Source organism: Arthrobacter sp. AOP29-A2-19 (assembly GCF_058138025.1).
This window is the reverse complement of sequence record NZ_CM176894.1, coordinates 392,853-418,856: the sequence shown is the minus strand read 5'-3', so window position 1 is coordinate 418,856 and position 26,004 is coordinate 392,853. Positions and strand designations below refer to the sequence as shown.

The 26,004-nt window shown below is 69.8% G+C and carries 27 protein-coding genes; 9 read left to right on the top strand and 18 right to left on the bottom strand.

Translation table 11 applies throughout. The features are described from left to right. Nucleotides 1-33: 33 nt before the first annotated feature. Complete coding sequence (locus tag AC3ZJJ_RS01935; RefSeq protein ID WP_489893586.1) at nt 34-837, top strand: hypothetical protein; 804 nt, start codon at nt 34-36, stop codon at nt 835-837. Between the two features lie 126 nt (nt 838-963). Here the strand turns inward: AC3ZJJ_RS01935 and AC3ZJJ_RS01930 are convergent, their stop codons facing one another. Both AC3ZJJ_RS01930 and AC3ZJJ_RS01925 read right to left on the bottom strand, forming a co-directional pair. Next, the gene (locus AC3ZJJ_RS01930) at nt 964-1,623 is read right to left on the bottom strand and encodes a redox-sensing transcriptional repressor Rex (protein WP_489893585.1); all 660 of its coding nucleotides are present in this window, start codon (nt 1,621-1,623) and stop codon (nt 964-966) included. After that, nucleotides 1,620-1,874, bottom strand: coding sequence for a glutaredoxin family protein (locus tag AC3ZJJ_RS01925; RefSeq protein WP_489893584.1), 255 nt, complete (start codon nt 1,872-1,874; stop codon nt 1,620-1,622). The genes AC3ZJJ_RS01930 and AC3ZJJ_RS01925 overlap by 4 nt, the downstream gene beginning before the upstream one ends. A gap of 94 nt (nt 1,875-1,968) precedes the next feature. Between AC3ZJJ_RS01925 and AC3ZJJ_RS01920 the strand changes: the two genes are divergently transcribed. After that, on the top strand, nt 1,969-2,781 hold the full coding sequence (locus tag AC3ZJJ_RS01920) for an HAD family hydrolase (protein ID WP_489893583.1): 813 nt from the start codon (nt 1,969-1,971) through the stop codon (nt 2,779-2,781). A 119-nt stretch (nt 2,782-2,900) separates the two neighbouring features. On the opposite strand, the gene AC3ZJJ_RS01915 is transcribed toward AC3ZJJ_RS01920, so the two are convergent. The 7 genes from AC3ZJJ_RS01915 to AC3ZJJ_RS01885 form a co-directional block, all read right to left on the bottom strand. Then, entirely contained in the window at nt 2,901-2,999 is a 99-nt protein-coding gene (locus AC3ZJJ_RS01915) for a 30S ribosomal protein bS22 (protein WP_003792170.1), read from the bottom strand. 126 nt (nt 3,000-3,125) lie between these two features. Next, a complete protein-coding gene (locus AC3ZJJ_RS01910) occupies nt 3,126-3,338 on the bottom strand; it encodes a helix-turn-helix domain-containing protein (RefSeq protein WP_489893582.1) in 213 nt (70 codons plus the stop codon). A 130-nt stretch (nt 3,339-3,468) separates the two neighbouring features. Further along, nucleotides 3,469-4,554, bottom strand: coding sequence for a 3-deoxy-7-phosphoheptulonate synthase (locus tag AC3ZJJ_RS01905; RefSeq protein ID WP_489893581.1), 1,086 nt, complete (start codon nt 4,552-4,554; stop codon nt 3,469-3,471). Nucleotides 4,555-4,838: 284 nt separating this feature from the next. Continuing rightward, entirely contained in the window at nt 4,839-5,399 is a 561-nt protein-coding gene (locus AC3ZJJ_RS01900) for a flavin reductase family protein (protein WP_489893580.1), read from the bottom strand. 24 nt (nt 5,400-5,423) lie between these two features. Continuing rightward, the gene (gene gdhA / locus AC3ZJJ_RS01895; RefSeq protein ID WP_489893579.1) at nt 5,424-6,764 is read right to left on the bottom strand and encodes an NADP-specific glutamate dehydrogenase; all 1,341 of its coding nucleotides are present in this window, start codon (nt 6,762-6,764) and stop codon (nt 5,424-5,426) included. 231 nt (nt 6,765-6,995) lie between these two features. After that, the gene (locus tag AC3ZJJ_RS01890; protein ID WP_489893578.1) at nt 6,996-7,592 is read right to left on the bottom strand and encodes an ArsR/SmtB family transcription factor; all 597 of its coding nucleotides are present in this window, start codon (nt 7,590-7,592) and stop codon (nt 6,996-6,998) included. Nucleotides 7,593-7,705: 113 nt separating this feature from the next. Then, complete coding sequence (locus AC3ZJJ_RS01885) at nt 7,706-8,908, bottom strand: acetoin utilization protein AcuC (protein WP_489893577.1); 1,203 nt, start codon at nt 8,906-8,908, stop codon at nt 7,706-7,708. A gap of 160 nt (nt 8,909-9,068) precedes the next feature. On the opposite strand from AC3ZJJ_RS01885, the gene AC3ZJJ_RS01880 reads away from it, so the two are divergent. Continuing rightward, the gene (locus AC3ZJJ_RS01880; RefSeq protein WP_489893576.1) at nt 9,069-10,487 is read left to right on the top strand and encodes a TrkH family potassium uptake protein; all 1,419 of its coding nucleotides are present in this window, start codon (nt 9,069-9,071) and stop codon (nt 10,485-10,487) included. Between the two features lie 25 nt (nt 10,488-10,512). Next, a complete protein-coding gene (locus AC3ZJJ_RS01875; protein WP_489895641.1) occupies nt 10,513-11,151 on the top strand; it encodes a potassium channel family protein in 639 nt (212 codons plus the stop codon). A gap of 21 nt (nt 11,152-11,172) precedes the next feature. Here AC3ZJJ_RS01875 and proC read toward each other — a convergent pair whose 3' ends face one another. The 6 genes from proC to AC3ZJJ_RS01845 form a co-directional block, all read right to left on the bottom strand. Next, a complete protein-coding gene (proC, locus tag AC3ZJJ_RS01870; RefSeq protein ID WP_489893575.1) occupies nt 11,173-12,042 on the bottom strand; it encodes a pyrroline-5-carboxylate reductase in 870 nt (289 codons plus the stop codon). A 64-nt stretch (nt 12,043-12,106) separates the two neighbouring features. Beyond that, nucleotides 12,107-12,934, bottom strand: coding sequence for a sugar phosphate isomerase/epimerase family protein (locus tag AC3ZJJ_RS01865; protein WP_489893574.1), 828 nt, complete (start codon nt 12,932-12,934; stop codon nt 12,107-12,109). Between the two features lie 16 nt (nt 12,935-12,950). After that, a complete protein-coding gene (locus AC3ZJJ_RS01860; protein WP_489893573.1) occupies nt 12,951-13,970 on the bottom strand; it encodes a Ppx/GppA family phosphatase in 1,020 nt (339 codons plus the stop codon). Nucleotides 13,971-13,987: 17 nt separating this feature from the next. Continuing rightward, the gene (gene topA, locus AC3ZJJ_RS01855; protein ID WP_489893572.1) at nt 13,988-16,759 is read right to left on the bottom strand and encodes a type I DNA topoisomerase; all 2,772 of its coding nucleotides are present in this window, start codon (nt 16,757-16,759) and stop codon (nt 13,988-13,990) included. Between the two features lie 119 nt (nt 16,760-16,878). Then, entirely contained in the window at nt 16,879-17,514 is a 636-nt protein-coding gene (locus AC3ZJJ_RS01850; protein ID WP_489893571.1) for an ArsR/SmtB family transcription factor, read from the bottom strand. An 11-nt stretch (nt 17,515-17,525) separates the two neighbouring features. Then, nucleotides 17,526-19,151: a DUF7059 domain-containing protein gene (locus AC3ZJJ_RS01845; protein ID WP_489893570.1), complete on the bottom strand. Its 1,626-nt coding sequence runs from the start codon at nt 19,149-19,151 to the stop codon at nt 17,526-17,528. A gap of 96 nt (nt 19,152-19,247) precedes the next feature. Here AC3ZJJ_RS01845 and AC3ZJJ_RS01840 point away from each other — a divergent pair, with 96 nt between their 5' ends. Genes AC3ZJJ_RS01840 through AC3ZJJ_RS01830 form a run of 3 tightly spaced genes read left to right on the top strand, consistent with a single transcriptional unit; the run spans nt 19,248 to nt 20,970 of the window. Continuing rightward, nucleotides 19,248-19,802, top strand: a complete 555-nt coding sequence (locus AC3ZJJ_RS01840) for a hypothetical protein (protein WP_489893569.1) — start codon at nt 19,248-19,250, stop codon at nt 19,800-19,802. Nucleotides 19,803-19,828: 26 nt separating this feature from the next. Continuing rightward, a complete protein-coding gene (locus tag AC3ZJJ_RS01835) occupies nt 19,829-20,341 on the top strand; it encodes a hypothetical protein (protein ID WP_489893568.1) in 513 nt (170 codons plus the stop codon). Further along, nucleotides 20,338-20,970, top strand: coding sequence for an N-acetyltransferase (locus AC3ZJJ_RS01830; RefSeq protein WP_489893567.1), 633 nt, complete (start codon nt 20,338-20,340; stop codon nt 20,968-20,970). Before AC3ZJJ_RS01835 ends, AC3ZJJ_RS01830 begins: the two co-directional genes overlap by 4 nt. Here AC3ZJJ_RS01830 and trhO read toward each other — a convergent pair. Further along, complete coding sequence (gene trhO / locus AC3ZJJ_RS01825) at nt 20,967-21,995, bottom strand: oxygen-dependent tRNA uridine(34) hydroxylase TrhO (protein ID WP_489893566.1); 1,029 nt, start codon at nt 21,993-21,995, stop codon at nt 20,967-20,969. The genes AC3ZJJ_RS01830 and trhO overlap by 4 nt on opposite strands. Nucleotides 21,996-22,177: 182 nt before the next feature. Here trhO and AC3ZJJ_RS01820 point away from each other — a divergent pair, with 182 nt between their 5' ends. After that, on the top strand, nt 22,178-22,843 hold the full coding sequence (locus tag AC3ZJJ_RS01820; protein ID WP_489893565.1) for a GNAT family N-acetyltransferase: 666 nt from the start codon (nt 22,178-22,180) through the stop codon (nt 22,841-22,843). A 48-nt stretch (nt 22,844-22,891) separates the two neighbouring features. Further along, nucleotides 22,892-25,198: a DEAD/DEAH box helicase gene (locus AC3ZJJ_RS01815; RefSeq protein WP_489895639.1), complete on the top strand. Its 2,307-nt coding sequence runs from the start codon at nt 22,892-22,894 to the stop codon at nt 25,196-25,198. Here the strand turns inward: AC3ZJJ_RS01815 and AC3ZJJ_RS01810 are convergent. Continuing rightward, nucleotides 25,195-25,620, bottom strand: coding sequence for an Rv3654c family TadE-like protein (locus tag AC3ZJJ_RS01810; RefSeq protein ID WP_489893564.1), 426 nt, complete (start codon nt 25,618-25,620; stop codon nt 25,195-25,197). The two genes, AC3ZJJ_RS01815 and AC3ZJJ_RS01810, sit on opposite strands and share 4 nt — an antisense overlap. Beyond that, the gene (locus tag AC3ZJJ_RS01805) at nt 25,607-25,993 is read right to left on the bottom strand and encodes a TadE family type IV pilus minor pilin (protein WP_489893563.1); all 387 of its coding nucleotides are present in this window, start codon (nt 25,991-25,993) and stop codon (nt 25,607-25,609) included. Before AC3ZJJ_RS01805 ends, AC3ZJJ_RS01810 begins: the two co-directional genes overlap by 14 nt. Nucleotides 25,994-26,004 lie beyond the last annotated feature (11 nt).

The following is a 26,004-nucleotide window of genomic DNA, read 5'->3' as shown; positions in this document are numbered from 1 at the left end:
GACGAAGACACCGAACCCGCCCCAGGAGGAACCATGAGCACTCCCGAAAACACCCCGGAAGTACCCGAACCGCCGCGCTACGGACAGCGGCTCCCAGAGGGCGCGCCCGCCGACGGCGGCCAGGCGCAGGGCGGCCAGCCCGGGCCGGGCCAGTACGGACAGCCCGGCCCGGCCGCACCGTCGTCGTACGGCCAGTACGGTCAGGGCCAGGTTCCCCCCGTGGGCCAGTCGCCCTACGGGGAGGCGCCGCAGGGCTACGGCGCGGCGCCTCAGCAGGGCGGCGGACCCTACGGCCAGCCGGGGCAGGCCAACTACGGCTACCAGCAGCCGATGCCGGGAACCGCCGGCTTTGGCGCCCCGACGGGACCGCTGGTCCGCCCGAAGGAACTGAACATCGCGTTCTGGCTCATCCTGGCGGCCGGCGCGCTGACACTGATCTCCGGACTCTTGCTGCTTGTCTTGCCGAGTACCGAAATCCAGAACGCCATGCAGGACGCACTGTCCCAGGATCCCGCCCTGCAGGAGCAGATGGAGGCCGCAGGGATCAACAGCGCAGCGCTGGTCTCCATGATCAAGACCGTGGGCCTCGTGGTCATGATCGTCGGAGCGGCCCTCTACGCGCTGATCGCGTTCTTCATCCGCAAGGGCAGTAACGGCGCCCGGATCACGGGAACCGTCCTTGCGGCCATCTCGCTGTTCGGCCTCACGGCGGGCGATCCGTTGAGCCTGGTCACCATCCTGCTGGGTGTGGCCGGCATCGTGTTCGCCTGGCTCAAGCCGTCCAGCGCGTACATCGCCGCGCGCAAGGCGCAGAAGTCCGCCGGCTTCGGCCGGTAGCACCACCAGTCGCCGCCGACGGCGGCCGCACGGATCCCGGTCCGCGCGGCCGCCGTCGTTCGTTGTGCCGGGCCCGTGGCCCCCGCGCAGGCGCGGGCGCCCCCGACGCCCCGCGCCGCCGACGGCTCAGTCCGCTTCGCCGGGCTCCCCCGGCGTCGCGTTCACGGCGTGGTAGGCGAGGATCTGCAGTTCCCGCGCCATGTCCACCTTGCGGATCCGGACGCCGTCGGGCACCTGCAGGACCACCGGCGCAAAGTTCAGGATGTTGACGACGCCGGCGGCCACCACCCTCTCGCACAGCCCCTGCGCGGCGGGGCCGGGCACGGCGAGCACGGCCATGTTCACCCGCTCTTCGGCCAGGATCGCCTCCAGATCGGCCGCATCCCGCACGGGCAGGTCGGCGATGCGCTTGCCGACGAGTTCCGGTGCGCCGTCCAGCAGCGCCACCAGGCTGAAGCCGGAACTGCGGAAGCCGCCGTAGCCGACCAGCGCCCTGCCCAGGTTGCCGGCGCCGATGATGGCCACGCGCCAGTCCTGCGTCAGCCCGAGTGTTTCGGAGAGGAACCCTGCGAGCATGCGCACGTCGTAGCCCACGCCCCGGGTGCCGAAGGTCCCCAGCAGGGAAAGGTCCTTGCGCAGGATCGCGGAGTTCACCCCGGCGGCGTCCCCGAGCCGCTCCGAGGAGACCGTCGCCGTGCCGTCGGCGGCGAGGGCGTTCAGCGCCCGGAGATACATGGTCATGCGCCCCAGGGTGGCCTCGGGCAGCAGCTTGTCCGGTTGCCTCACGCGGTCAGCAGCCGTTCCAGGCGGACCGGGTCGATCACCCAAAAGTCGCGGGGCACACCGTCGACAAAAAGCACGGGGATCTCCTCGCCGTGCCGCGCGATGAGCTCCGGGTCGTCGTCGATGCGCCGCTCGGTCCACGCGACGCCGAGGCGCCCCGCGACGGCGGCCACGGTCTCGTGGGCGGCTTCGCAGAGGTGGCAGCCCTCACGGGTCAAAAGTTCAACGCGCGGTCGGTCGGTGGCTGGATCCATGGAACAAATCTACCGCCGCGGCGCCCGGGACCCGGTGTGCGTGACGGTCCGCCGACGTGGGCTGGCCACGAACGGGTTGCCATAGACTGGGCCCATGCCCCAGCGGAATACCGGCCGTACGGTGCCTTCACCCGTACGCCCGTCGTCCGGCGCGGAGGCGGCATTCTTCGACGTCGACAACACCATGATGCGCGGCGCCAGCCTGTTCGCCGTGGCCCGCAAGATGCACGCCCGACGCGCCTTCAGCGTCCGGCAGGTGGTCTCCTTCGCCTTCAAGCAGGCGCGTTTCATCGTCTCCGGCGAGAACCTGCAGGACATCCAGAAAATCCGCGAACAGGGCCTGGCCCTGGCCGCGGGCTTTCTGGTGGACGACATGGCCGCACTCGGCGACGAGGTCTACGACGAGTTCATCGCCTCGAAGATCTGGCCGGGCACGCGGGCCCTGGCGGACCAGCACCTGAGGGCCGGCCGGAGGGTCTGGCTCGTCACGGCGACACCGTTGGAGGTGGCCTCGGTGATTTCGCGGCGGCTGGGGCTGTCCGGGGCCCTGGGCACCGTCGTCGAGCACAGCGCCGGGGTCTACACGGGCCGACTCGTGGGCGAGATCCTGCACGGGAGCGCGAAGGCCGACGCCGTGCGGGAGTTGGCGCTGGCGGAGGGCCTCGACCTGGGCCGGTGCTGGGCCTACAGCGATTCGCACAACGACGTCCCACTGCTCGAGGCCGTCGGCCACCCCGTGGCGATCAATCCCGACGCCCGCCTGCGCCGCCACGCGCTGAGCCGCAACTGGCCCGTCTACGACTTCCGGACCGGCCGCGCGGCGGCAACGCTGGGCCTGAAGGCGGCCACGGTCTCCGGCGCCGCCTACGGCCTGTGGCGCGCGGTGGCCATGTTCAGGCGGGGCTGAGGTCCGGAGCGGCCGAGGTCCGGTGGAGGTTTCGGCCTCCACGCCACACAACGACGGCGGGGCCGCACCTGATCGGTGCGGCCCCGCCGTCGTGCCTGCGCCCTGCGGACGCGGTGACCCTACTTCTTATTGCGACGCTGGTGACGCGTCTTGCGAAGCAATTTGCGGTGCTTCTTCTTGGCCATACGCTTGCGGCGCTTCTTGATAACTGAGCCCATTGGTTCCTCACAGACTGTTGGTTGGTGGTTGCTTTCCGACCGCGGTGCAACCGGGCGCAACCAACATGGACGTTAAACGTTCCCTAACAGGTTACCCTGTTCCGGCGAGCGTCCGGGACACGGGACCTAGGCGGTCTCCGAGGCTCCCTCGACCCGTGCCGTCCGCAGGTAGTCCTCGACGGCGGTCTCGGGGACCCGGTAAGAGCGGCCGAAGCGGACGGCGGGGAGTTCCCCGGAGTGCACCAGGCGGTACACCGTCATCTTCGAAACGCGCATGACGTCGGCGACCTCGGCCACCGTCATAAACCGCGCGTTCGAGAAGTTCCTATCGTCAGCCATCCCCAATTATCTCCTCATTCGGGCAAGATCCCACCGTAAAACGGCGCGTTCGTTGCCTGTGGTGGGCATAGCCGTCTAGGCCATAACAGTAGTGGCTGGTGTGGCAAAAGTGAAACACAGTGACCGGTCCTCAGCCGCGTGTCCGCACGGCGCCCGCAAGCTCGCCGAGCAGCTCCCGCGTGGTCTCCCAGCCCATGCACGCGTCGGTGACGGATTGGCCGTAGACCAGGGGCTCGGCGTCGTTCTGGCCGGGGACAAGCCGCTGCGCTCCGGGGACCAGGAAACTCTCCGCCATGATCCCGGCGATGCCCTGCTCCCCCGCCGCGATGCGCACCGCCAACTCGGAAAGAACCTCGGCCTGGCGCAGATGGGACTTGCCGGAATTCGCGTGGCTGGCGTCGACGACCACCCGCGGGTTGAGTCCCTGTGCAGACAGCAGGCGCGAGGCCGCGGCAACGTCCGCCGCGTGGTGGTTGGGGCCCGCTGCGCCGCCCCGCAACACCACGTGCGTGTCGGTGTTCCCCAGGGTCGCCACAACGCTGGCGCGCCCGTCGGCGTCGACCCCCAGGAAGCTCTGCGGAGCCGCCGCCGCCGAGCATGCGTCCAGCGCGACCTGCAGCCCGCCGTCGGTCCCGTTCTTGAATCCCACGGGAATGGACAGCCCGGAAACCAGTTGGCGGTGTATCTGGCTTTCGGTGGTCCGCGCCCCGACCGCTCCCCAGGACACGAGGTCCGCCAGGTATTGGGGGCTGAGGGGCTCGAGGAACTCGGTCGCCGTGGGCAGGCCGAGGCGTCCGACGTCGAGCAGGAACCGGCGGGCGGCGCGCAGGCCGGCCGCGATGTCGTGGCTTCCGTCGAGCGCCGGATCGTTGACGAGCCCCTTCCACCCGATCGTCGTGCGCGGCTTCTCGAAGTAGGTCCGCATCACCACCAGGAGTTCCCCGCGGTGGCTGTCGGCCTCCGCCGCCAGGCGGCGGGCGTAGTCGAGACCCGCCTCCGGATCATGGATCGAGCAGGGGCCCACAACCACAAGCAGCCGGGAATCCAGGCCATCGAGCACGGCGCGGATCTCCTGCCTCGCCCTGGCGATGCCGTGCCGGACCCCGGCGGACGCCGGCAATTGGCCGGCAAGTTCGGCCGGGCTCGGCAGCGGGGAGAAGAAGTCGACGCGCTCGTTCGCGTTGGGCAGTTGGCGGGTTTCGGCCGTGGTGCTCATGTGGGGGGGCCTTTCGGTGCGGCGGCTGCTCCGGCGGCCCGCCCGAACCCCGTTTTCCGGAATCTTCGAACGCCTTCAGGGCCGCCTGGAAATGGCAAAGGACCGGGAGCGAGTGCTCCGGTCCTGGTCGGCTCTGAAGGTGGGTATGCGCGTGTCAGTCAGACGCTGGCTCCTCCAGAGCCGACGAAAAATACGCATACCAGCGGTTTGTCATGCCCGGTACGCTACCCAACGCGCGCGCCCTCCGCCACCCCGGGCGAAATGTGACGCATCCGGAACACGGCTCAGGCGGTTCCTCGGCGCAGGCCGCGGTAGCCGCGGGCGAAGTGCACCAGCGGATCGTCCGCCGTCCCCGCGCCCGTCCCCCTGCCCATGGAAAGCACCTCGCCCACCACCAGCAGGTGCGTTGCCACGCGCATCGTGTCGACGGTGCGGAGTTCGAACCACGCCAGGGCGCCCTCGACGACCGCGGCACCGCCCGCGGGGGCGCGCCTGAAGGGGATCTGGCTCAGCAGCCCCATCACCGGGTTGCCGGGGCTCGCCAGCCAGTCGGCGGTTCCCCGCTGGTCCGCGGCCAGCAGGGACAGCGTCCACACGCCGGCGGACTCGACCGCTTCGGCCATCCTGCCGTCCGCGTACAGGCTGACCATCATGGTCGGCGGATCGTAGGACACGTCGAGGTATCCGGTAACCGTCGCGGCGACGTCGCGGCCGCGCTGGCGCGTGGCGACGACGGCGACACCGGAGGCGATGTCCGCGGCGAGGTCGCGGTAGGCGTCGATGTCCCCGGCACCGACGCCGCCCGGTTGGACGAGGCGGGCGTCCGGGGGCTCGGTCAGTTCCATGTCCCCATCGTGGCAGAGAATCGGCTAGACGACGCCGAGGGCGAGCATGGCGTCGGCCACCCGGACGAAGCCGGCGATGTTGGCGCCTACCACGTAGTTGCCGGGCTGTCCGTACTCGTCCGCGGTGGCGGCGCAGTTGTCGTGGATTCCCACCATGATCTCCTCTAGGCGACGCTCGGTGTGCTCGAACGTCCAGGAGTCGCGGCTGGCGTTCTGCTGCATCTCCAGCGCGGAGGTCGCGACGCCTCCAGCGTTGGCGGCCTTGCCCGGTCCGAAGAGGATGCCGGCCTCCTGGAAGACGCCGGTGGCGTCCGCGGTGGTCGGCATGTTCGCACCCTCGGCGACGGCCACGAGGCCCCGCTGAACCAGGCGCGCGGCCGCGTCCGCGCCCAGCTCGTTCTGCGTGGCCGACGGGAGCGCGACCGTGCAGTCGACGTCCCACACGCTGCCGCCGGCGACGTAGTCGACGGCCGAGCCGCGGCGCTCCGCGTAGTCGCTGATGCGGCCGCGTTCGACCTCCTTGATCTGGCGGAGCAGGTCGACGTCGATGCCGGCCTCGTCGACGATGTAGCCGCCGGAGTCGGACGCGGCGACGACCGTTGCCCCGAAGGCCTGGGCCTTGGCGATCGCGTTGATGGCCACGTTGCCCGAGCCGGAGACGACCACGCGCTGTCCGTCGAAGGAAGCGCCCCTGGTCTTGAGCATTTCCTGGGCGAAGAGGACGGCTCCGTAGCCGGTGGCCTCGGGACGGACCAGGGACCCGCCCCAGCTCACGCCCTTGCCCGTGAGCACGCCGGACTCGTAGCGGTTGGTGATGCGCTTGTACTGCCCGAATAGGTAGCCGATCTCCCGGCCACCGACACCGATGTCGCCGGCCGGAACATCGGTGTACTCGCCGATGTGGCGGTAGAGCTCGGTCATAAAGGACTGGCAGAAGCGCATGATCTCGGCGTCGGACCTGCCGCGCGGGTCGAAGTCGGACCCGCCCTTGCCGCCACCGATCGGCATGCCGGTCAGCGCGTTCTTGAAGGTCTGTTCGAAGCCCAGGAACTTCACGATGCCCAGGTAGACGGAGGGGTGGAAGCGCAGGCCGCCCTTGAAGGGGCCGAGGGCGGAGTTGAATTCGACGCGGAAGCCGCGGTTGATCCTGACGCCGCCGTTGTCGTCGGTCCACGGGACGCGGAAAATGATCTGGCGCTCGGGCTCGCACATGCGCTGGAGGATGGCCGCGTCGGCATACTCGGGGTGGAGGTTGACGACGGGGGCGAGGCTCTCGAAGACCTCGGTAACGGCCTGGTGGAACTCCGCCTCCCCCGGGTTGCGGAGGAACACCTCTTCGCGGATCTTGGCAAGATGCTGGTCCATGTGGTTACTCCCGACGTCAAGGTTCCGCGCGCACCGGTGCACCGCGGCTGTTCATCCGACCCAACACCTTGCCACGTCGGAGTCGGGGCCGGTTAAGCTGGCGGCAACAATGCCGGCGCGCCGCGTAACTCTGAGGTTCTTGTCACACCCGCGGGCGGCTGGCCAGTCACGGGCGCCCGACGCCGTCTCCTCCCGCCGGAGGGCGCGTCGCGCCTCCCGTCCAGAGGTTTTTTAGCGGCGGCGGCCGAACTTGGGCTTGGGCAGCCGGTCCAGCAGGTCCTGCGCGCGCCCGGTGACCTGCTCCACGGTCCGGCCCACCGTCCGTCCCAGGTTCTGGGTCGACTGCCCCTGGACTGCCTGACCGGGGGTGGACCGGGCTGGCGTGGGGTGTGCGGGCGTGGAGTCTATGGACGTGGGGTGGGCGGGCGTCGACTGGGCCGGAACTTGGGCCGGGGCGGGCGCCGACGCGGCCTGCGGGGCGGGCGCCGACGGAAGGCTCGGGCGCGCAGCCGTCGCGGCGCTCGGGGAAGGGGCGACGTCGGCGGCGCCCGCGACCGGCGGGGCGCTGGCGGGCAGGAAGGAGCCCAGCCACCGAGCCGCGGACTCGAAGCGCGCGGGGTCGACCGCGTAGAAGCGGCGCTGGCCGTCAGCGCGGGTGGTCACGAGACCCGCCTCGCGCAGGACCTTCAGGTGTTTGGAGACGGTGGGCTGGCTGACGCCCAGCGTGTCCACCAGTTCGCCGACGGACCGGTCTCCCGGCCTCAGCGCGTCCAGGATGCGGCGCCGGGTGGGTTCGGCGATGACAGGGAATACGTCCTCGGTGGCCATCCCATCACCCTATCCGCATATACCTTGGCAAGCATTGAGCGGCACGGCCCACCGACCGGCTTCGACGCCAAACGCGACGGCCGAGACGGCCGTGAGGGGAACGGTCCCGCCGATCAGTCGAACCAGGGATCCAGGCCGTACAGCGGGAAGACTTCCTTGCGGGTTGCCATGATGGTGCGGTCCACCGGGTCCGCCGGGTCGTAGCCGACCTCCCAGGAGCGCCACCAGATCTCGGCGTCGTCCCCCATCAGTGCCGGCGCGTCGGCGCCGTAGCGGTCGCCCACGTAGTCCCGCCACGGCTGCGGGACCGGCGTCCGTAGCGGCACCGGGCGGCCCGCGGCGATCGCCACCAGATGGCTCCATGCCCGCGGCACAACGTGTGTCAGGTTGTACCCGCCGCCTCCGGTCGCTATCCACCGGCCGCCGCAGAGGCGGTCCGCCAGGTCTGCGATGTCCAGCATGTTCTGCCGCTGGCCGTCGACGCTGAGCTTCAGGTTGCTCAGCATGTCGTCGCGATGGCCGTCGCACCCGTGCTGGCTCACGATGACGTCGGGCTCGAAGGCCGCGGCGATCTGGGGCACCACCGCGTGGAAGGCCCTCAACCAGGCCGCGTCGGTGGTGCGGGCCGGTACCGCCACGTTGACGGCGGTGCCGGCCGCGTCGGGGCCGCCGATCTCGTTGGCGAAGCCCGTGCCGGGAAACAGGGACATGCCGGATTCGTGGAGAGACACGGTCATGACCCGCGGGTCGTTCCAGAAGATCGCCTCCGTGCCGTCCCCGTGGTGGGCGTCGACATCAATGTAGAGGACGCGCGACACCCCTCCGTCGAGGAGTCGCTGGATCGCCACGGCCGTGTCGTTGTAGATGCAGAAGCCGCTGGCCTTCCCCCGGGCCGCGTGGTGCATTCCCCCGCCGAAGTTCACGGCGTGCAGGGCCGTGCCGGCGAGGACGGCCTCCGCGGCGGCCAGTGTCCCGCCGGCCAGGCGTGCGCTCGCCTCGTGGATGCCCGCGAAGAGCGGATTGTCGTCGGTGCCCAGGCCGACCGAAGCGTTGGGTTCGGCCGGATTCGCGCTGGCGCGGCGGACGGCCGCGATGTAGTCGCGGTCGTGGACCGTGGCGAGCTGCTCGTCGCTGGCCATCTCGGGTTCCAACAGGGTGATGTTGGGCAGGTCGATGAGGCCCAGCTCCCGGGACAGCCGCATGGTGAGATCCAGCCGGGACGGGTGCATGGGATGGCTGTCACCGAAGTGGTAGGCCATCATCTCCGCACTCCAGACGATCTGCGTGGGGGGCGCCGGTGCTGTGCTGTTGCTCATCACTCCACAGGCTACGCGAGAAGGGCCCGGAACCGCCCAGTGAGACGTGGCGCCGGTCACTGCCGGGCTCCCGCCGCAGCGTCCCCAAGGTGGTTTACTGAGAACTGGCGCCAGGACGGTCCTGCGCCGCAGCAGCACGCCACGGAGCCAGCCGATACCCATGCCCCCACAGCAGCAGAAGTCACGCCAGGAGCGCTTCGGCTTCCTGGGGCGCTTTCTCTTCGCTGCCCGCGACTTCGTCGACTCCCTGGCGGCGACCTCTCCGGCCCGCCTGGCGCTGGCCGTCTTTTTCCTGGTCATCACGCTCTTCACGCTTCTGCTCGCCCTGCCCGTGTCGTCGCGCACCGGCGAATTCACGCCGCTGCACGACGCGCTCTTCACGGCCGTTTCCGCCGTCTGCGTCACCGGCCTCACCGTGGTCTCGACCGCCGTCCATTGGTCAACCTTTGGCCAGGTGGTGATCCTCGTGGGCATCTTCGTTGGCGGCCTCGGCATCCTGACCCTGGCCTCCGTCCTGTCCCTGGCGGTCAGCAAACGCCTCGGCGTGCGCGGGAAATTGTTGGCACAGCAGTCCATGAACACCCAGAACGTCGGCCGGCTGGGCGAGGTGGGCACGCTGCTGCGCATCGTCATCACCACGTCCGTGGCGATCGAACTCCTGCTCGCCGCCATGCTCACGCCGCGCTTCATGGTGTTGGGCGAACCCTTCGGGCAGGCCCTGTGGCACGGGGTCTTCTACTCGATTTCCGCGTTCAACAATGCCGGCTTCACACCCCATTCCGACGGCCTGGTCCCCTACGAGACCGACCTGTGGATCCTGGTCCCCCTGATGATCGGCGTCGCGATAGGCAGCCTGGGCTTCCCGGTCCTGATGGTCCTGCTGACCTTCGGACACAGGGTGCGGCAGTGGAACCTCCACACCAAGCTGACGCTGGCGGTGACCGGCATCCTGTTGGCGGCGGGAACCGTGCTCTGGGGCGCCCTCGAGTGGCAGAACACCGCCACGATCGGCTCCATGAGCGACGGCGACAAGATCGTCCACTCGGTCTTCGCCTCGGTCATGACACGCTCGGGCGGGTTCAACCTCGTGGACCAGAACGAACTCGAGTCCGCCACGATGCTGGTGACGGACGCCCTGATGTTCGCGGGCGGCGGCTCGGCCTCGACCGCGGGTGGCATCAAGGTCACCACCATTGCCGTGATGTTCCTGGCCATCGCCGCCGAGGCGCGCGGCGACACGGACGTCAAGGCGTTCGGGCGCCGCGTCCCGGAGGGGACCATGCGGGTGGCGATCTCGGTTGTTGTGCTCGGCGCGAGCCTCGTGAGTGTGGCCACCGGGCTGCTGCTCGGCATTAGCGGGCAGAGCCTGGACCGCGTGCTGTTCGAATCGATCTCGGCGTTCGCGACCGTCGGCCTCAGCACCAATCTCAGCGCCGAGCTGCCTCCCTCGGGCAAGTACGTCCTCTCCGCGCTGATGTTCGCGGGCCGCGTGGGCACCATTACACTGGCCGCGGCGCTCACCCTGCGCCAGCGCGACCAGCTTTACCACTTCCCCGAAGAGAGGCCGATCATTGGCTGAGAACAAGACGGACCACAACGCCCCGGTGCTGGTGATCGGCCTGGGCCGGTTCGGCGCCGCGGTCGCGGAGCAGCTCGTGCGGCAGGGCCGCGAGGTCCTCGCGATCGAGCGCAACTCCGATCTGGTCCAGAAGTGGGCGGGGACCCTCACCCACGTCGTCGAAGCGGACGCGACCAACGTGGACGCGCTGCGTCAACTGGGCGCCCAGGACTTCACCTCCGCCGTCGTCGGAGTGGGCACCTCGATCGAGTCCTCGGTGCTGATCACGGTCAACCTCGTGGACCTGGGCATCGAGCACCTCTGGGTCAAGGCCATCACGCCGTCCCACGGCAAGATCCTGAGCAGGATCGGCGCCAACCACGTTGTGTATCCGGAGGCCGACGCCGGCGTCCGCGCGGCGCACTTGGTCGGCGGACGCATGCTGGACTTCATCGAGTTCGACGACGGATTCGCGATCGTGAAGATGTACCCGCCGAAAGAGACGCAGGGCTTCACGCTGGCAGAGTCGCAGGTGCGCTCGAAGTACGGAGTGACCATCGTCGGGGTCAAGTCGCCGGGCGAGGACTTCACCTATGCCCAGCCGGACACGAAGGTGACGCGCCGCGACATCCTGATCGTCTCCGGACACGTGGACCTGTTGGAGCGCTTCGCGTCCCGACCCTAGCCTCCCTCCGGGCGGCCGAGGCTATCCGGCGAGTTCGCGGCTGATCTCCGCGGCCCGGTCCGACGCCGCGCGGGCTCCGCGGGCGACGATGGCCGGGAGGCCCTCCCGGTCGAACGTCGCGATGGCGCGCTCGGTGGTTCCGTTGGGGCTGGTCACGGCCTTGCGGAGCCCCGCCGGATCGGCGGACGCGTCGTCGAGCATCAGACCGGCGCCGGCGACCGTGGCCCGTGCCAGGTCGCGCGCGAGCTCGGGGTCGAGGCCGAGGTCCTCGCCCGCCTTCGCCATCGCCTCCGCCAGGTAGAAGACGTAGGCGGGCCCGGAGCCGCTGACGGCGGACACGGCGTCCAACTGGGACTCGGGCACCACGCGGACCAGCCCCGACCCCTCCAGCAGGCCCACGACGGCGTCCACCTGTTCCGCCGCCGCGCTGCTGCCGCCGCTGAGCCCGACCGCCCCGCGGCCCACCATCAGCGGTGTGTTCGGCATGCTGCGGACCACCGGCTGCCCCGGTGCCAGCGACCGCTCGATCAGCTCGATCGTGACCGCCGCGGCGACGCTGACCACCACGGCGCCCGGGCGGAGCGCTCCGGAGATCTCGCGGCACAGCTCCTGGACGCCAGCCGGCTTGACGCCCACGAAGACGACGTCGGCGCCCAGGACGGCGTTGGTGTTGGCGTCCGGGTCCTCGGACGTGGCGAGCGCCTGCACGCCCGTGTCCCCGGCGAGGGCGCGCGCCTTCTCGGCGCCGCGGACGGTCGCGACGATGCGCGAGGGATCAACGCCGGAGGCGAGGATGCCGCGCAGGATCGCGCCGTTCATCGAGCCGGTTCCGAGGAACGCGATGCGGTGGGGAAAGGTCTCTACGGGGTATTCCGTCTTCGTTGAAGGCATGGCGCCATTGTTCCACGGCCGCTCCGGCGGGTGCGATCCACGGCCGCTTGTGCCGTCCGCCCGCCTACGGCGCGAGCGACGACGGGTCGGCCTCGGCCGCCACGGCGCTGCGGTCAAGGTGCCGCCGGGCAAACGCGAGCGTTTCGCCCAACCACTCCTCCCGCTCGCCGGCGCCCTTGGCCTTCCTGGTGGAGACCTCGACGGCGACCACGCCCTTCCACTCGGAGTCCCGCAGGTGGGCCATGGCCTCCGCGACGGGCTGCGTGCCGCGTCCCGGCACCAGATGTTCGTCCTTGCCGTTGTTCTTGCCGTCGCACAGGTGGACGTGCGTCAGCCGCTCGCCGAGTCCGGCCATCGCCTGGTGGGAGTCCATGTCCGCGATGGCCGCGTGGGAGAAGTCCCACGTCACGTAATTGTAGGGCTGCGGGGTGGGGTCCCAGTGCGGGAGGTACATCAGCGCCTCGCGGCCCCGCGCGCGCCACGGGTACATGTTCTCCACGGCGATCTTCACCCCGTGTTCCTCCATGATCCGCTCCACGCCTTCGGCGAACCCGGTGGCATAGGTGCCCTGCCAGCGGAACGGGGGGTGGACGACCACCACGTCGCAGCCCACCTCCTCCGCCATCGCGGCGGACATCTCGATCTTGTTCCACGCGTTGCCCCAGACCTGCTGGGTCAGCAGCAGGGTCGGGGCGTGGATCGCCATGATCGGCTGGTCGTAGCGGGCGCTCAGCTCCTGGAGCTTTCCGGGGTGCTGGGATATCTGATTGCCGGTGACGAGCACCTCGACGCCGTCGTAGCCGAGGTCGCTGGCGAGGGAGAACGCGTCGTGCACGTTCAGGGGGTAGACCGACGCGCTGGAGAGCGCCACTGGGATGTTGTCCTGTGTCATGCCGCGGCTTCCCGTCCTATTCGTTCGCGTCCATCCGGGGAAGCCCGGGCTGTTGCCCGAGTTCCACATGGCCGACTCCCACGCTACTACCCAGCGGCACCGGGCTGTCGAACATCAATTGGTCGAAGCGGCGGAGAATCAGTCCCTCACGCAGGGCCCATGGACAGATGCGCAGGCTCTTGACGCCAAAGGCCGCCATGGCCGCCTCCGCCACGATGGCGCCGGCCAGCAGCTGCGGGGCGCGGATCGCCGACACGCCGGGGAGCTCGCTGCGCTGCTCGACACTCATGGCGCCCAGACGGTGCCTCCACAGCCGGAGGTCGTCCAGCCTGAGCACACGCTTGACGTAGGGTCCCTCCGCACTGGGCGCCGCGCCCGTGATGCGCGCCAGCGACCTGAAGGTCTTGGACGTTCCGGCGACCAGGGTGGGGCGGCCGAACGCGACCAGTTCCCGCACCGGCTCCTCCAGCGTCTCCGCAACGTAGGCGGATAACGTCTTGAGGGCCTTGGCCCCGGGCGGGTCCCCCGGCAGCCGATCGCGGGTCAGCCGTCCGGCCCCGAGGGGAACGGACCTGGCCACCGCGGGCAGCTCGTCGTTCCCGATCGCCATTTCGAACGAACCGCCGCCGATGTCCAGATCCAGGATCGTCTCGAACCCCCACCCGAACCATCGGCGGACGGCGGAGTAGGTCATCCCCGCCTCCTGCTCGCCCGTCAGCTCGGCCAGCCGCACGCCGGTCTCTTCGACCACGCGGTCCAGCACCTGCTGACCGTTCGCGGCCTCCCGGACGGCGGACGTGCAGAAGGCCAGGAGATCCTGCGCCTGGTGCCGCACCGCGAAGCGCGAGGCCTCCTGGACGAAGTCCAACAGCTCCCGCTGTCCCTGCTCCGTGATGGCGCCGTCGGCGTCGAGGTACGCAACGAGGGACAGGGGGCGTTTGTGCGAGGCGAACGCGACCGGCCGGGCGCCCGGATACGCATCCACCAGCAGCAGGTGGACCGTGTTGGAGCCGATGTCCAGGACGCCCAGTCTCATCCGTGTTCCGCGCCCCGTTACTTTTTCTTGGCCGGGGCGCGCCGCGCCGGCGTCTTCGTGGCGCGCTTGACCGGTCCCTTGGCGCGTTTCTCCGCCAGCAGTTCCACGGCCCGCTCGCGGGTGAGCTCCTCGATGGCGGTGTCGCGGGGGACGGTGATATTCGTGACGCCGTCGGTGATGTACGGGCCGAACCTGCCCTCCTTCACCACGATCGGCTTCTCCGAAACCGGGTCCGCGCCGAACTCGGCGAGCGGCGCCGCGGCCGTGCGGCCCCCGCGCTGCTTCGGCTGCGAATAGATTTCCAGCGCCTGCTCGAGGGTGATCGTGAAGATCTCCTCCTCGCTGCCGATCGACCGCGAGTCCGTTCCCTTCTTCAGGTACGGCCCGAACCGCCCGTTCTGCACGGTGATGTCGTTGCCCTCGGCGTCCTGCCCGAGGACCCGCGGCAACCGGATCAGCCTCAGGGCCTCCTCCAGCGTGACCGTCTCAACGGACATCGACTTGAAGAGCGAGCCCGTGCGCGGGCGCACCTTGGCGGGCTTTTTTGGCGGCTTGGGCTTGCCGTTCTTGTAGTACTCGACCGGCTGGGCGGCCAGTTCCTCCGGCGTCGGCTCGGTGATGACCTCGGTGACGTACGCGCCGTAGCGTCCGTCCTTGGCCACGATCTGACGACCGGTCTCCGGATCCGTGCCGAGCACGCGCTCCTCGGGTCCGCTCGCCTCCATGAGCTCGAGCGCCTTCTCGGCGGTGAGCTCGTCGGGGGCCAGGTCCTCCGGAACGTTTGCGCGCTGGGGCTCCGTGCCCTCCGGCGCGTCGGCCGGCAACGGCTTCTCGAGGTACGGCCCGTACTTGCCGACGCGCAGGACGATCCCGGGGGCGATCTCCACGGAGTTGATGGCGCGGGCGTCGATGTCCCCCAGGTTCTCGACGACGCCCTGCAGGCCCTCGGCCTCCTGGCCCTCGCCGAAGTAGAACTTCTTCAACCACTCGATCCGGCCCAGGTGGCCCTTGGCGATCTCGTCGAGGTCGTCCTCGAGCCGGGCGGTGAAGCCGTAGTCGACGTACTGGCCGAAGTGCTGCTCCAGCAGGCGCACCACGGAGAAGGCGATCCAGCTCGGCACAAGCGCGCCGCCACGCTTGGTGACGTACCCGCGGTCCATGATGGTGGAAATGGTTGGCGCGTACGTCGACGGGCGGCCGATCTCGCGGGCCTCCAGCTCCGCGACGATCGACGCCTCCGTGTAGCGCGGCGGCGGGGACGTCTCGTGGCCCTGGGCCTCGATCTGGCGCCCCTCGAGCGCGTCGGAGACCTTGAGCTCCGGGAGCCGGCGTTCGGCGTCGTTCTCCGCCTCCTGCTCCGGCGAAATGTCCTTGCCCTCCTCGTAGGCGGACAGGAATCCGCGGAAGGTGATGACGGTCCCGGAGGCGGAGAATTCCGCGGTGCGGCCGTCGGTGGCGTCGCCGGACAGGCGCACCGATGCGGTCGAGCCCTTCGCGTCCGCCATCTGGGAGGCGACGGTGCGCTTCCAGATGAGTTCGTAGAGCTTGAATTCGTCGGCGCCGAGCTGGCTGCGCACGTCCACCGGGCGGCGGAAGGAGTCGCCGGCGGGGCGGATGGCCTCGTGCGCCTCCTGGGCGTTGTCGCTCTTGGACTTGTAGACGCGCACCTTCTCCGGGATGGAGTCGGCGCCGTAGAGCTCCGCCGCCTGCTTGCGGGCCGCGTTGACCGCCTCGTTGGAGAGGAAGACCGAGTCGGTGCGCATATAGGTGATGTAGCCGTTTTCGTACAGGCGCTGGGCGACCTGCATGGTCGACTTGGACGACCACCGCAGCTTGCGCGAGGCCTCCTGCTGCAGCGTCGACGTCGTGAACGGAGCGGCGGGTCGGCGCGTGTACGGCTTGGTGTCGACGCTCAGCACCGAGAACGCGGACCCCGTGAGCCCGGTGGCGAGCGAGGTCGCCGCCGCCTCGTCCAGCGGCACGACGCCGGCGCCGGACTTGGGGACCTTGACCTGGCCCAGGTCGTCGAAGTCGCGGCCCGTGGCGACGCGGGCGCCGTCGACAGAGACCAGCTTGGCGCGGAAGGAGTCGCCTCCCGACGTCGCGAACTCGCCGGTGAGGTCCCAGTAGGAGGCGTTGCGGAACGCCATGCGCTCGCGCTCGCGCTCGACGACCAGGCGGGTCGCGACGGACTGCACTCGGCCCGCGGACAGGCCCGGGCCCACCTTGCGCCACAGGACGGGCGAGAGTTCGTAGCCGAAGAGGCGGTCCAGCACACGGCGGGTTTCCTGCGCGTCCACCAGGTCGGTGTCCAGTTCGCGGATGTTCTCCAGGGCGCGGGCGATGCCCTCCTTGGTGATTTCGGTGAACGCCATGCGGTACACCGGGACCTTGGGCTTGAGCACCTGGAGGAGGTGCCACGCGATGGCCTCGCCTTCGCGGTCCGCATCGGTTGCGAGGTAGAGGGCGTCGGCGTCCTTGAGCTGCGCCTTGAGGTCGGCGACGCGCTTCTTCTTGTCCGGGTAGACGACGTAGTACGGCTCGAAGTCGTTGTCCAGGTCGATCGCGAACTTGCCCACGGAGGTCTTTTTCAGCTCCGCGGGCAGCTCCTTCGGCTGCGGCAGGTCGCGGATGTGGCCGACGGACGCGTCCACCACAAAGCCCTCGCCGAGGTACTTGGCGATCGACTTGCTCTTAGCAGGAGACTCCACAATCACGAGTTTCTTGCCGGTCTTTTCCTTGGCCTTGGGGGGCACAACACTCCTATTTGCAACCGGTGGCACGCCCATGCGACGGCCTGCTCATACCTGCTCTAGGGTAGCCGCATCCGAGCCGTCCCCAGCAAGCGGGCACCACGGTGTGAAGAACGCCGCACGCCGCCGCACGCCGCCGCACGCCGCCGCACGCCTCAGCGGGGCTTGAACTCCGGCAGGAAGGAGAGCATGTAGTAGACGCGTTCGCCGTCGATGCCACGGTCCTCGGGCACGGCCAGCGCCTCGAACTCGTCCACCAGGGCATAAACGCGCTTGACGAACTCCTCGCGCTGGTCCTCCTTCAGGAACACCATCCCCGTGGTCAGGACGGGCGCCCGTCCGGGGGCGGGCTCGATTCCGGCCTTGCGCTCGGCGTCGCGCCGGGCGATCTCCGCGCTGAGCCGTTCGCGGAAGGCGTTGAGCTGGACATTCAGGAAGGCGTTCTTGGCCGCGGTCGAATCGCTCAGCGTGCCGACGACGAGCTGGTCGCCCGCGGCCTTCCAGCGGCGTTCGCGGCCGTCGCCCTCATTGGCCGCTCGCTCCACGTATCCGTATTTCTCCAGCGCGCGCAGGTGGTAGCTCATGGCGCTCGGCGTCAGGTTGCACCGGGAGGCGAGCTCCGTGGCCGTCCGGGTGGACTGGGACGCGAACAGTTCCTCGAGGACCTCCAGCCGGGCCTCGTGGGCCAACGCCCGGATGGCCTGGGGGTCGCTGATAACCACGGGGTTAGCCGTCTGCCGCCGAACTTCCCGCGGCGCCGCGGAGTCCTTCGCGGATGTGTTCTGCGTCATGTCGAAAAACTTTAGCCGTTGTTTCGCATCTCGCACAGAAAGCCGTCGGTAACAAGTCGGACAACACTCGAGGACAGCTCCCCGAGCGTGTCCGCGGGGTCGGCGCCCAACAGCGAGGCGATGGCCAGGGCGATCTGGCGCACCGACAGGTCGCCGTCGCAGGCCGAGACAAAACCGGCCTCTTCCGTGCTCAACAACGTGGTCCTGCGCAGGCCAGCGCCCTGGCGCAGCAGGATGACGCCGGGGTGCTCCGCGCCGGGTCGCTGGTGGCGCTCCTCCGTCACGTCGTCCGCGACCACCAGGTGCAGGTCCGCGACGTTGGCGCCGGCCACGAATTCGGCCGCCTCGATGGCACGCGCCAGATGGGGACCGAGCGGCTGCTCGATCGGATACGCGATCTCCTCGAAGCGCTGCCCGACGGGCGCCCGTCCGGGAGACGCGGGCCTGCGCAGCCAGACCATGCCGAAGCCGACGGCGGCCACGTCCCTGGAGGCGAAGTCCTCCAAGTAATCGGTGTAGCGGCGGCGGTACCTTTGCGGATCGCGCGCCTCCGAGGAGTCCCGCAACCACGTCTCCGCGTACTCCTCCGGCGAGGCGGCCTCGCGCTGGATGAACCACGCCTCCGTGCCCTCCCGCACCCACGACCGTGGCCTGTCCGACCAGCCCGCGGCGTCGTCCCGCCCGCCTTCGACATCGGCGATCTCCCAGTTGGCCAATAGTTGGGCCGTTCCGCCCGGGGCCAGCACGTCCGGCAGTCCGGCCACCAGCTCCGCGACCAGGCGGTCGCCCGGGAGGCCGCCGTCGCGGTACGTGTAGCGCTCCGCCTCCGGTTCGCCCTCCGGATGCGGCGTGATGACGAAGGGGGGATTGGACACGACCAGGTCGAACTCCTCGCCCGCGACGGGCTCCAACAGGCTGCCCAACCTCAGGTCCACACGGTCGCCCAGCGCCGCCGGATCGATGCGGAGAGCGCCGTGGTTGAGCAACAGGTTGAAGCGGCTGAATGCCAGGGCCCGCTCGGAGACGTCTGTCGCGACCACGTGCGCGGCATGCCGGAGAAGGTGGAAGGTTTGGATGCCGCACCCCGTACCCAGGTCCAGTGCGCGGCCAACGTCGCGCCTGACGGTCGTCTGCGCGAGCGTGAGCGAGGCCCTTCCGATGCCGAGGACGTGGTCGTGCCGCAGGGGACCCGGCCGCTGGTGCGCGCCGAGGTCGCTGGCAACCCAGACCTCCGCGTCGACGTCGGACGCGTGGGGACGCAGGTCGACGGAGGCGCGCACGGTGCCCGGCTCCGAGCCCCCGGCGGCCAGGCCGAGCGCGGCAAGACCGGCGGACCGCGTCCGCGGGAGGGCCGCGTCCACCACCGCGGCCGGCAGCTCCAGCCCGAGCATCCATAGTCCGATGACGACCGCCAGCGGCGGCGGCGCGGCGGCCGACAGTTCCTTCTCCACCACGACGAGCGCCGGAACCACCTGGTCCCTATTGAGTGCGGCATGCGCGGGCTCGCCAACGAGTGCCGTCACCTGATCGTGAAGGTAGGGGGCCTCGCCAAGGTCGTCCGCGAGAGCGTCCAGCAGGCCCTGGTCGTGGCTCTGGGGCGCGTCGGGAATGCGGGCAAAGTCGTGTGCGGGGTTCACCCGAGGAGTCTACCGAGGCGCCGGACGGGGTTCGCGGGCGGGAGGGTTCCGGGGCCGCCCGTCCGGTCCCGGCGCGTCGGGGCATAGAATTGCGGCATGCCACAGACGTCTCCCCAGCCCCACACTGCCCGCACCGCACGTCGTGGAGCCTTCGCCGCGGTGGTCCTGGCCGGTGTGGCGATCGTGGCGACCGCCTGTGCCCCGACCCCGCCGGCGGGTTCGGCATCGGCGGACCAGATCCCCGCGCCGGTGCCCACCTTCTCGCGCGCTCCCTCTGAACCGGTGGAGCCCGCGCGCGCCATCGACGGAAAGTTCTCGGAGGGCCACCCCCTGCTGGTGAACGTCAACAAGCTCGCGCGGCCCACGTCCAAGGAGACGACCCTGACCCTGTCCGGACCGACCCTCCAGCGGGGCCAGTACACGCTGACGTTCGCCTGTTCGTCGCCGGGCAAGACGGCGGTGGTGACGGCACTGGTCCGCGACCCGCAGATGAACGTCGTCGCGGTGGAGGAGGGCAAGTGCGCCAAGGAGCCAAAGACCAGCGAACACACGGTTGATTTCATCCTCGGTGAGGACGGCGTGGACATCATGCTCGATTCCTCCAGCCCCGGCGTCGCCTTGGCGGCCCGCGTGGACTCGTCGGTGCAATAGACGCCGGATGGCCTAGCATGACGATCATGCGCAGCACCCGCCCCGCCATCCCTACGACTCTCCTTGTCCTTCTTGCCGCCACCGGCTGCACGGCGCCCGACGACGCCCCACGTTCGTCTGCGCCGGAATCGGCCGGATGGCCGACGCCGGACGCCCCGACGTCCGCTCCGAGCGACGCGACGACCACGCCGCGGGTGGAGATCGACTACGAGGCCTTCACCAAAGACCTCGACGGTCTCGCGTTCGGAGCGGGAAGCGCGGCCAGCGGCTACTTCGAAGGCGGCACCTACGAGATCGGTATCATCTGCGCCGGCGCCACAGGGAAAGAAAGCATCTCGGCGAGCCTCTTCAGGGCGATCGAGGTGGGCGGCGAGGCGGAAGGCGCGCCCCTGCACGAGCTGGAGGGTGCGTGCGCGAAGTCCCCGGTCCCGCAAACGACCAGAACGATCGTTGATCTCGAGCCCTCGGCCTACTACATCGAAAGCACCGCCTCCGACGGCGCGAGCGCCGCCGTCCGCCTCGCCAGGCACAAGCCGTGACGATACCCTCCGCCCGGGCCGGCGCGCCGGTAACCGTCACCACCACACACCTGCAACAACTCAATCCGGGAGACATGTCCCCCAGTGCGCGGTCGCTTCCCCCGCTTGCGCGCATCGAACGCGTCGAGGCCATCACGCCCGAATTCAGCAGATTCCTCTACCGCAGCGTGGGAAGCGCGTGGAACTGGACGGACCGTCTCGGGCTCCCGCGCAGCGCCTGGGAGGCCGTGCTGCGCGCGCCGGGTTCGGAAACCTGGGTGCTGTACGTGGCCGGGGCCCCCGCCGGCTACGTGGAATTGGCGGGGCGCGCCCGGGACGCCGCATCGACTCCCGACCTCGGCGGCGCCACCGAGGTGGAGATCGTCTATTTCGGTCTTTTCCCGGAGCGGATCGGACAGGGCCTTGGCGGGCCGCTGCTCGAAGAGGGGATCCGGAGGGCGTGGGACCTGGATTCCCGCTGGCCGGGGTTGCCGGAGGTGTCGCGGGTGTGGGTCCACACCTGTTCGCTGGACGGACCCGCCGCCTTGGCGAACTATCGGGCCCGCGGGTTCAGCGTCTTCATGACGGAATCCGAAGAGCAGACTCCCGCTGACGCGACCGCCGGGCTGTGGCCGCTGGGCAGCGCCTAGACGGCCTTGACCGCCGGCGCGGACCCCTCCTCGGTCTTGACCCGCGCACCGGCTTCGTGATTCGCGTGCCCACCCTCACCATGGCCGTCGTCGTCGCCGTGGCCGGGGTGGTCACCGTGGCCCTTGTTGTCGCCGTCCACGGCGCAGTCTGGACACACGCGCAGGGCCTCGTCGGCGGCGCAGTCGGCGCAGAAGAGACGCAGGTTGCGGCAGGAGAGGTTCGCGCAGTTCTCGAACTTGTTGGTGGCCGCGTCGCAGGCCACACAGCGCCCGAGGCTCTTCGATTCGGGACTGAACTCCAGGTGCATGCGCTGGTCAAAGACATAGAGCGAGCCCTCCCAGAGACCCTTGTCCCCATACTTTTCGCCATAGCGGGCGATGCCTCCCTGGAGCTGGTAGACCTCCTGGAAGCCCCGATTGACCATCAGGGAGGAAAGCACCTCACACCGGATCCCGCCGGTGCAGTAGGTGACGATGGGCTTGTCCTTCAGCGCGTCGTATTTGCCGGAGTCCAGTTCCCTGATGAAGTCGTGGGTGGTGGCAACGTCCGGAACAATGGCGTCCTTGAACTTGCCGATCTGCGCCTCGAAGGCGTTGCGGCCATCGAAGAACACGACCTCTTCGCCCGAGCCGGCCTTCGCGTCGACCAGCCGATGCAGTTCCTCGGGCCTCAGGTGCACCCCGCCACCGACCACACCGTCCCCGTCCACGCGGAGCTCGCCCGGCGCGCCGAATGACACCAACTCGTCGCGGACGCGCACCGAGACCTTCGGGAAGTCCTCGGCACCGCCGTCGCTCCATTTGATGTCCATCTTGTGGAACGCGGGGTACTCGCGTGTGGCCTTCACGTAGGCCTTGACCGCTTTGATCTCCCCGCCGGCCGTGCCGTTGATGCCGTCCTTGGAAACGACGATCCGACCCCGCAGTCCCCACCGCTCGAGCAGGGCTCGCTGCCAGAGGCGCACGGCCTCCGGGTCGGGCAGGGGCGTGAAGGCGTAAAAGAGGACGATGCGGTTCTGGGACACCTCTTAAGGGTACGGTGCGGGTCGCCGCGGCGCCGATACGGCCCTTCGCGACGGGATTGGCGCGGGGCCCGCTCAGGGCCGTCAGAGGCCCCCGCGTCAAGGGGATTAACGGATTCTTGCGGAACGGCAACGGTTGCCGCGGGGGACTCCTCACCCCCGTGACTTGGGGGTAGTGTCGTCCCATGGGATCCTCAGCGAGCGACGAACTGATTGGCACTTGGGTCACCGGTTGGGCCGGTGCGCGCGGCTACGAGTGTCGCCACGAAGGCCGCGTCCACGCCGCCCTGCGCCACGACACCACCGGTGACTGGGAATACGTCATTTACGAGCCCTCCTCCGAGGAACTCGTGGCCGTCGGCGAAACCTTGGGCAAGCATCCCGCGCGCCGCCTGACAGCCTTCGCCGGCGATTCGCAGGCCTTGGCGGAGGCAGCCGTGTTGGCCGGCCTGTCGGTCGTTGTGGCCGAGGAAGCCCTGATGGTCGCGGACATGGACGGGCAGGACGTCGAAGAGCCGCGGGCGCCCGAGGGATTCACCATCGAGACCCAACGCGACAACGGCCACGCCTACGTGTCCATCCACACCGAGGAAGACTCGGAAGTGGTGGCCGCCAGCGGGCACGTGTCCGTCGTCGGGGACTATGCGATCTTCGACCGCATCATCACCGCCCCCGAGTTCCGCCGGCGCGGACTCGGCAGCCTCGTGATGCGGGCGCTGGTGGCGCTGGCGATGGAGCACGAGGTCGATGAGGGGCTTCTGATCGCCTCGCTGGACGGCCAGGCGCTGTACCGCTACCTTGGCTGGACTCCCCTGGGCACCGTCGTCACCCTGGAGGGCAAGCGGTCCTGAGCCGTCGCCACCGGGTGCCACAATGATGCGGTGACAGATTTCCGCACCATGGTTCCGTTGCTCGGCTACGGTTCCGCGCCCGAGGCCTTGCGGCATCTGCGCGTGCTCCCCGCCCGGGACGCGGTGCACGGGCCGTGGCCGGAATGGACACATCCCGACGTCGTCGCCGCCTATGCGCGCCTCGGCGTCCAGCAGCCTTGGTTGCACCAGGTGCAGGCGGCCATGTCCGCCCACGACGGGCACCATACGATCATCTCGACGGGCACGGCGTCCGGCAAGTCCCTGGCGTACCAGCTTCCCGCGGTCGATGCCATCCACCGTTCGGTGCTGGCGGGATCCGTAACCCTGGAAGCGAGCGGCGACGTGGTGCTCTACCTCTCCCCCACCAAGGCACTCGCCGCGGACCAGTTGACCGCACTCACCGCCCTGGGGCTGAAGACCATCCGCGCCGCCACGTACGACGGCGACACGGAAGCGGGCGAGCGGCGCTGGATCAGGGACAACGCCAACTTCGTGCTCGCCAACCCGGACATGCTCCACTTCGGTATCCTGCCCAACCACCCCTGGTGGGCCAGATTCTTCCGCCGCCTGTCCTACGTGGTCATCGACGAGGCCCACAGCTACCGCGGCGTATTCGGCTCCAACGTGGCCAACCTGCTCCGCCGGCTGCGGAGGATCTGCACGCACTACGGCGCCGATCCGGTCTTCATCGGCGCCTCGGCCACCAGTGCCGACCCGCAGGAATCGTTTGGTCGGCTCATCGGCGCCCCGGTGAGCGCGGTGACCACGGATTTCTCCCCGCATGGCGAGACGGCCGTCGCACTGTGGGAGCCGCCGTTGACGGAGTCGCGGGGTGAGAACGGTGCGCCGAGACGCCGGACCGCCGTGGCGGAGACGTCCTACCTGCTGGCGAACCTGGTGTGCTCGCAGGTGCGCACCATCGCCTTCATCAAGTCCCGCCGGGGCGCGGAAACCATCTCCACCATGGCGCAGCGGCACGTCGACGAGGTGCACCCCAGCCTGCCGGGGCGGATCGCGGCCTACCGGTCCGGGTACCTGCCCGAAGAGCGGCGGGAACTGGAACGGAGGCTGCGCAACGGGGAACTCCTCGGCATCGCGTCCACCTCCGCGCTGGAGTTGGGCATCGACGTGGCGGGGCTCGACGCTGTGCTGGTCGCCGGATGGCCCGGAACGCGGGCCTCGTTCTTCCAGCAGATCGGCCGGGCGGGGCGGGCCGGCCAGAATGCGCTGGCCGCCTTCGTCGCCAGCGACGACCCGCTGGACACCTACCTCGTCAACCACCCCGGGGCCATCTTCGACGTCAGCGTTGAGGCAACCGTCCTGGACCCCTCGAATCCCTACGTGCTCGGCCCGCATCTGTGCGCCGCCGCGGCGGAGCAGCCGCTGCGGCCCGAGGAGGCCGAACTGTTCGGGCCCACGGCGGCGGGACTGCTGGATTCGCTGGTTGAGCGCGGCTACCTCAGGAGGCGACCCTCCGGATGGTTCTGGACCCACCCGGAGAGCGCAGCCTCCATGGTGAACCTGAGGGCCGACGGCGGCGGGCCCGTGAACATCATCGACTCGGAGACCGGTTCCCTGCTGGGGACCATGGACTCCCCCCAGACGCACTACCAGGCGCATACGGGAGCGATCTATGTCCATCAGGGCTCCACGTATGTGGTCGACGAACTGAACGAGGAAGACCATTGTGTGCTGGTCCGCAGGGCCACGCCGGACTTCTACACCCAGGCACGCGACATCACCACCATCGAGGTGCTGGAGACGCTGCGCACCAAGGAATGGGGACCAGTGACGGCCCACTTCGGCGAGGTCCGCGTGACCACCCAAGTGGTCTCCTTCCAGCGCAAGGCGCTGATCAGCAACGAGATCCTGGGCGAGGAGCCGTTGGACCTCGGTGCGCGGGACCTGTTCACGAAGGCCGTGTGGTTCACGGTCCCGGAGCAGCGGCTGGTCTCTGCCGGCATCGTCCTTGGTTCTATTCCCGGCGCCCTCCACGCCGCCGAGCACGCGGCGATAGGCCTGCTACCGCTTGTGGCCTCCAGCGACCGCTGGGACATCGGTGGGGTGTCCACTGCCCTCCATGCCGACACCGAGATGCCGACGATCTTCGTCTACGACGGGCACGCCGGCGGCGCGGGATTCGTCGAGCGCGGCTACGAGCGGGCCACCACGTGGCTCGGTGCGACCCGCGACGCGATCATGGCCTGCGAGTGCGATGCTGGCTGCCCGTCCTGCGTGCAGTCGCCCAAGTGCGGCAACAAGAACAACCCGCTGGACAAGGATGGCGCCGTGGCGCTCATCGCGGCACTCCTCAAGGACGCGCCAAGGGACTAGCGCCCCGCCGGCGACCACGGCTGCGGGGGCGGCCCGGCCCTCGATCGGCCCTCGGCCTGCAGCCCCAAGCTTTCCAGCCAGCCCCAGGCGGCGCCGAGGGACACCGACGTCCAGACGTCAACCACTTCGCCGTCGGCGCCGGAACGCCGGCAGTCGACCAGCGTGGCGCCGTTGCGGCCGGCGGTTTGTTCGGCCGTGCCGCACGGATCGCCCTGCGCCAGCCCACGGGCGGCGTCCGCGGCGGCCAGCGCCGCCAGGTCGGCGGCGGTCGCCGCCCGGCCCGACGCCGCCGCCGCGTTTGTCAGCGCCAGGACGACCACGAGTCCCAGACACAACGCGGCGACGACGACGAACACCAGGGCGGTCCCCGCCCCGCGTTCGCGGCCAGGGCGGACGCGTTGCCGCAACCTATGGCCCGCCATGGTCGCCTCCGCCCGGAGGTTCGCCGGATTCGGCGCGGGCCTCGGCTTCGGCCTTGAGCACAAGCAGGCCCTCTCCGCCGTCGAGCGTCGGAATCCACGTGTCCGCGCTCACGTGAACCCGGCGGAATCCACCGTCTCCGCCGATTATGACGGTCGCGCCCTCTCCCGCCAGCCGCTGCCCGGTTTGGATCGCCGTGGCGGCGCTCTCGCCGCGGGCCAACTCGCGGGCCGCGGCCCGCGCCGCCTGCTCCAGACGGACTTGGGTGGCGCCCGCCGATCCCACACCCAGGGCAAGCACCAGCAGCGCGGCCACCGCGGGCAGCAGCACGGCGACTTCCGCCGTGCTGCCGCCCCGCTGTCCCTTACAGCGCACGGCCCCGCCCC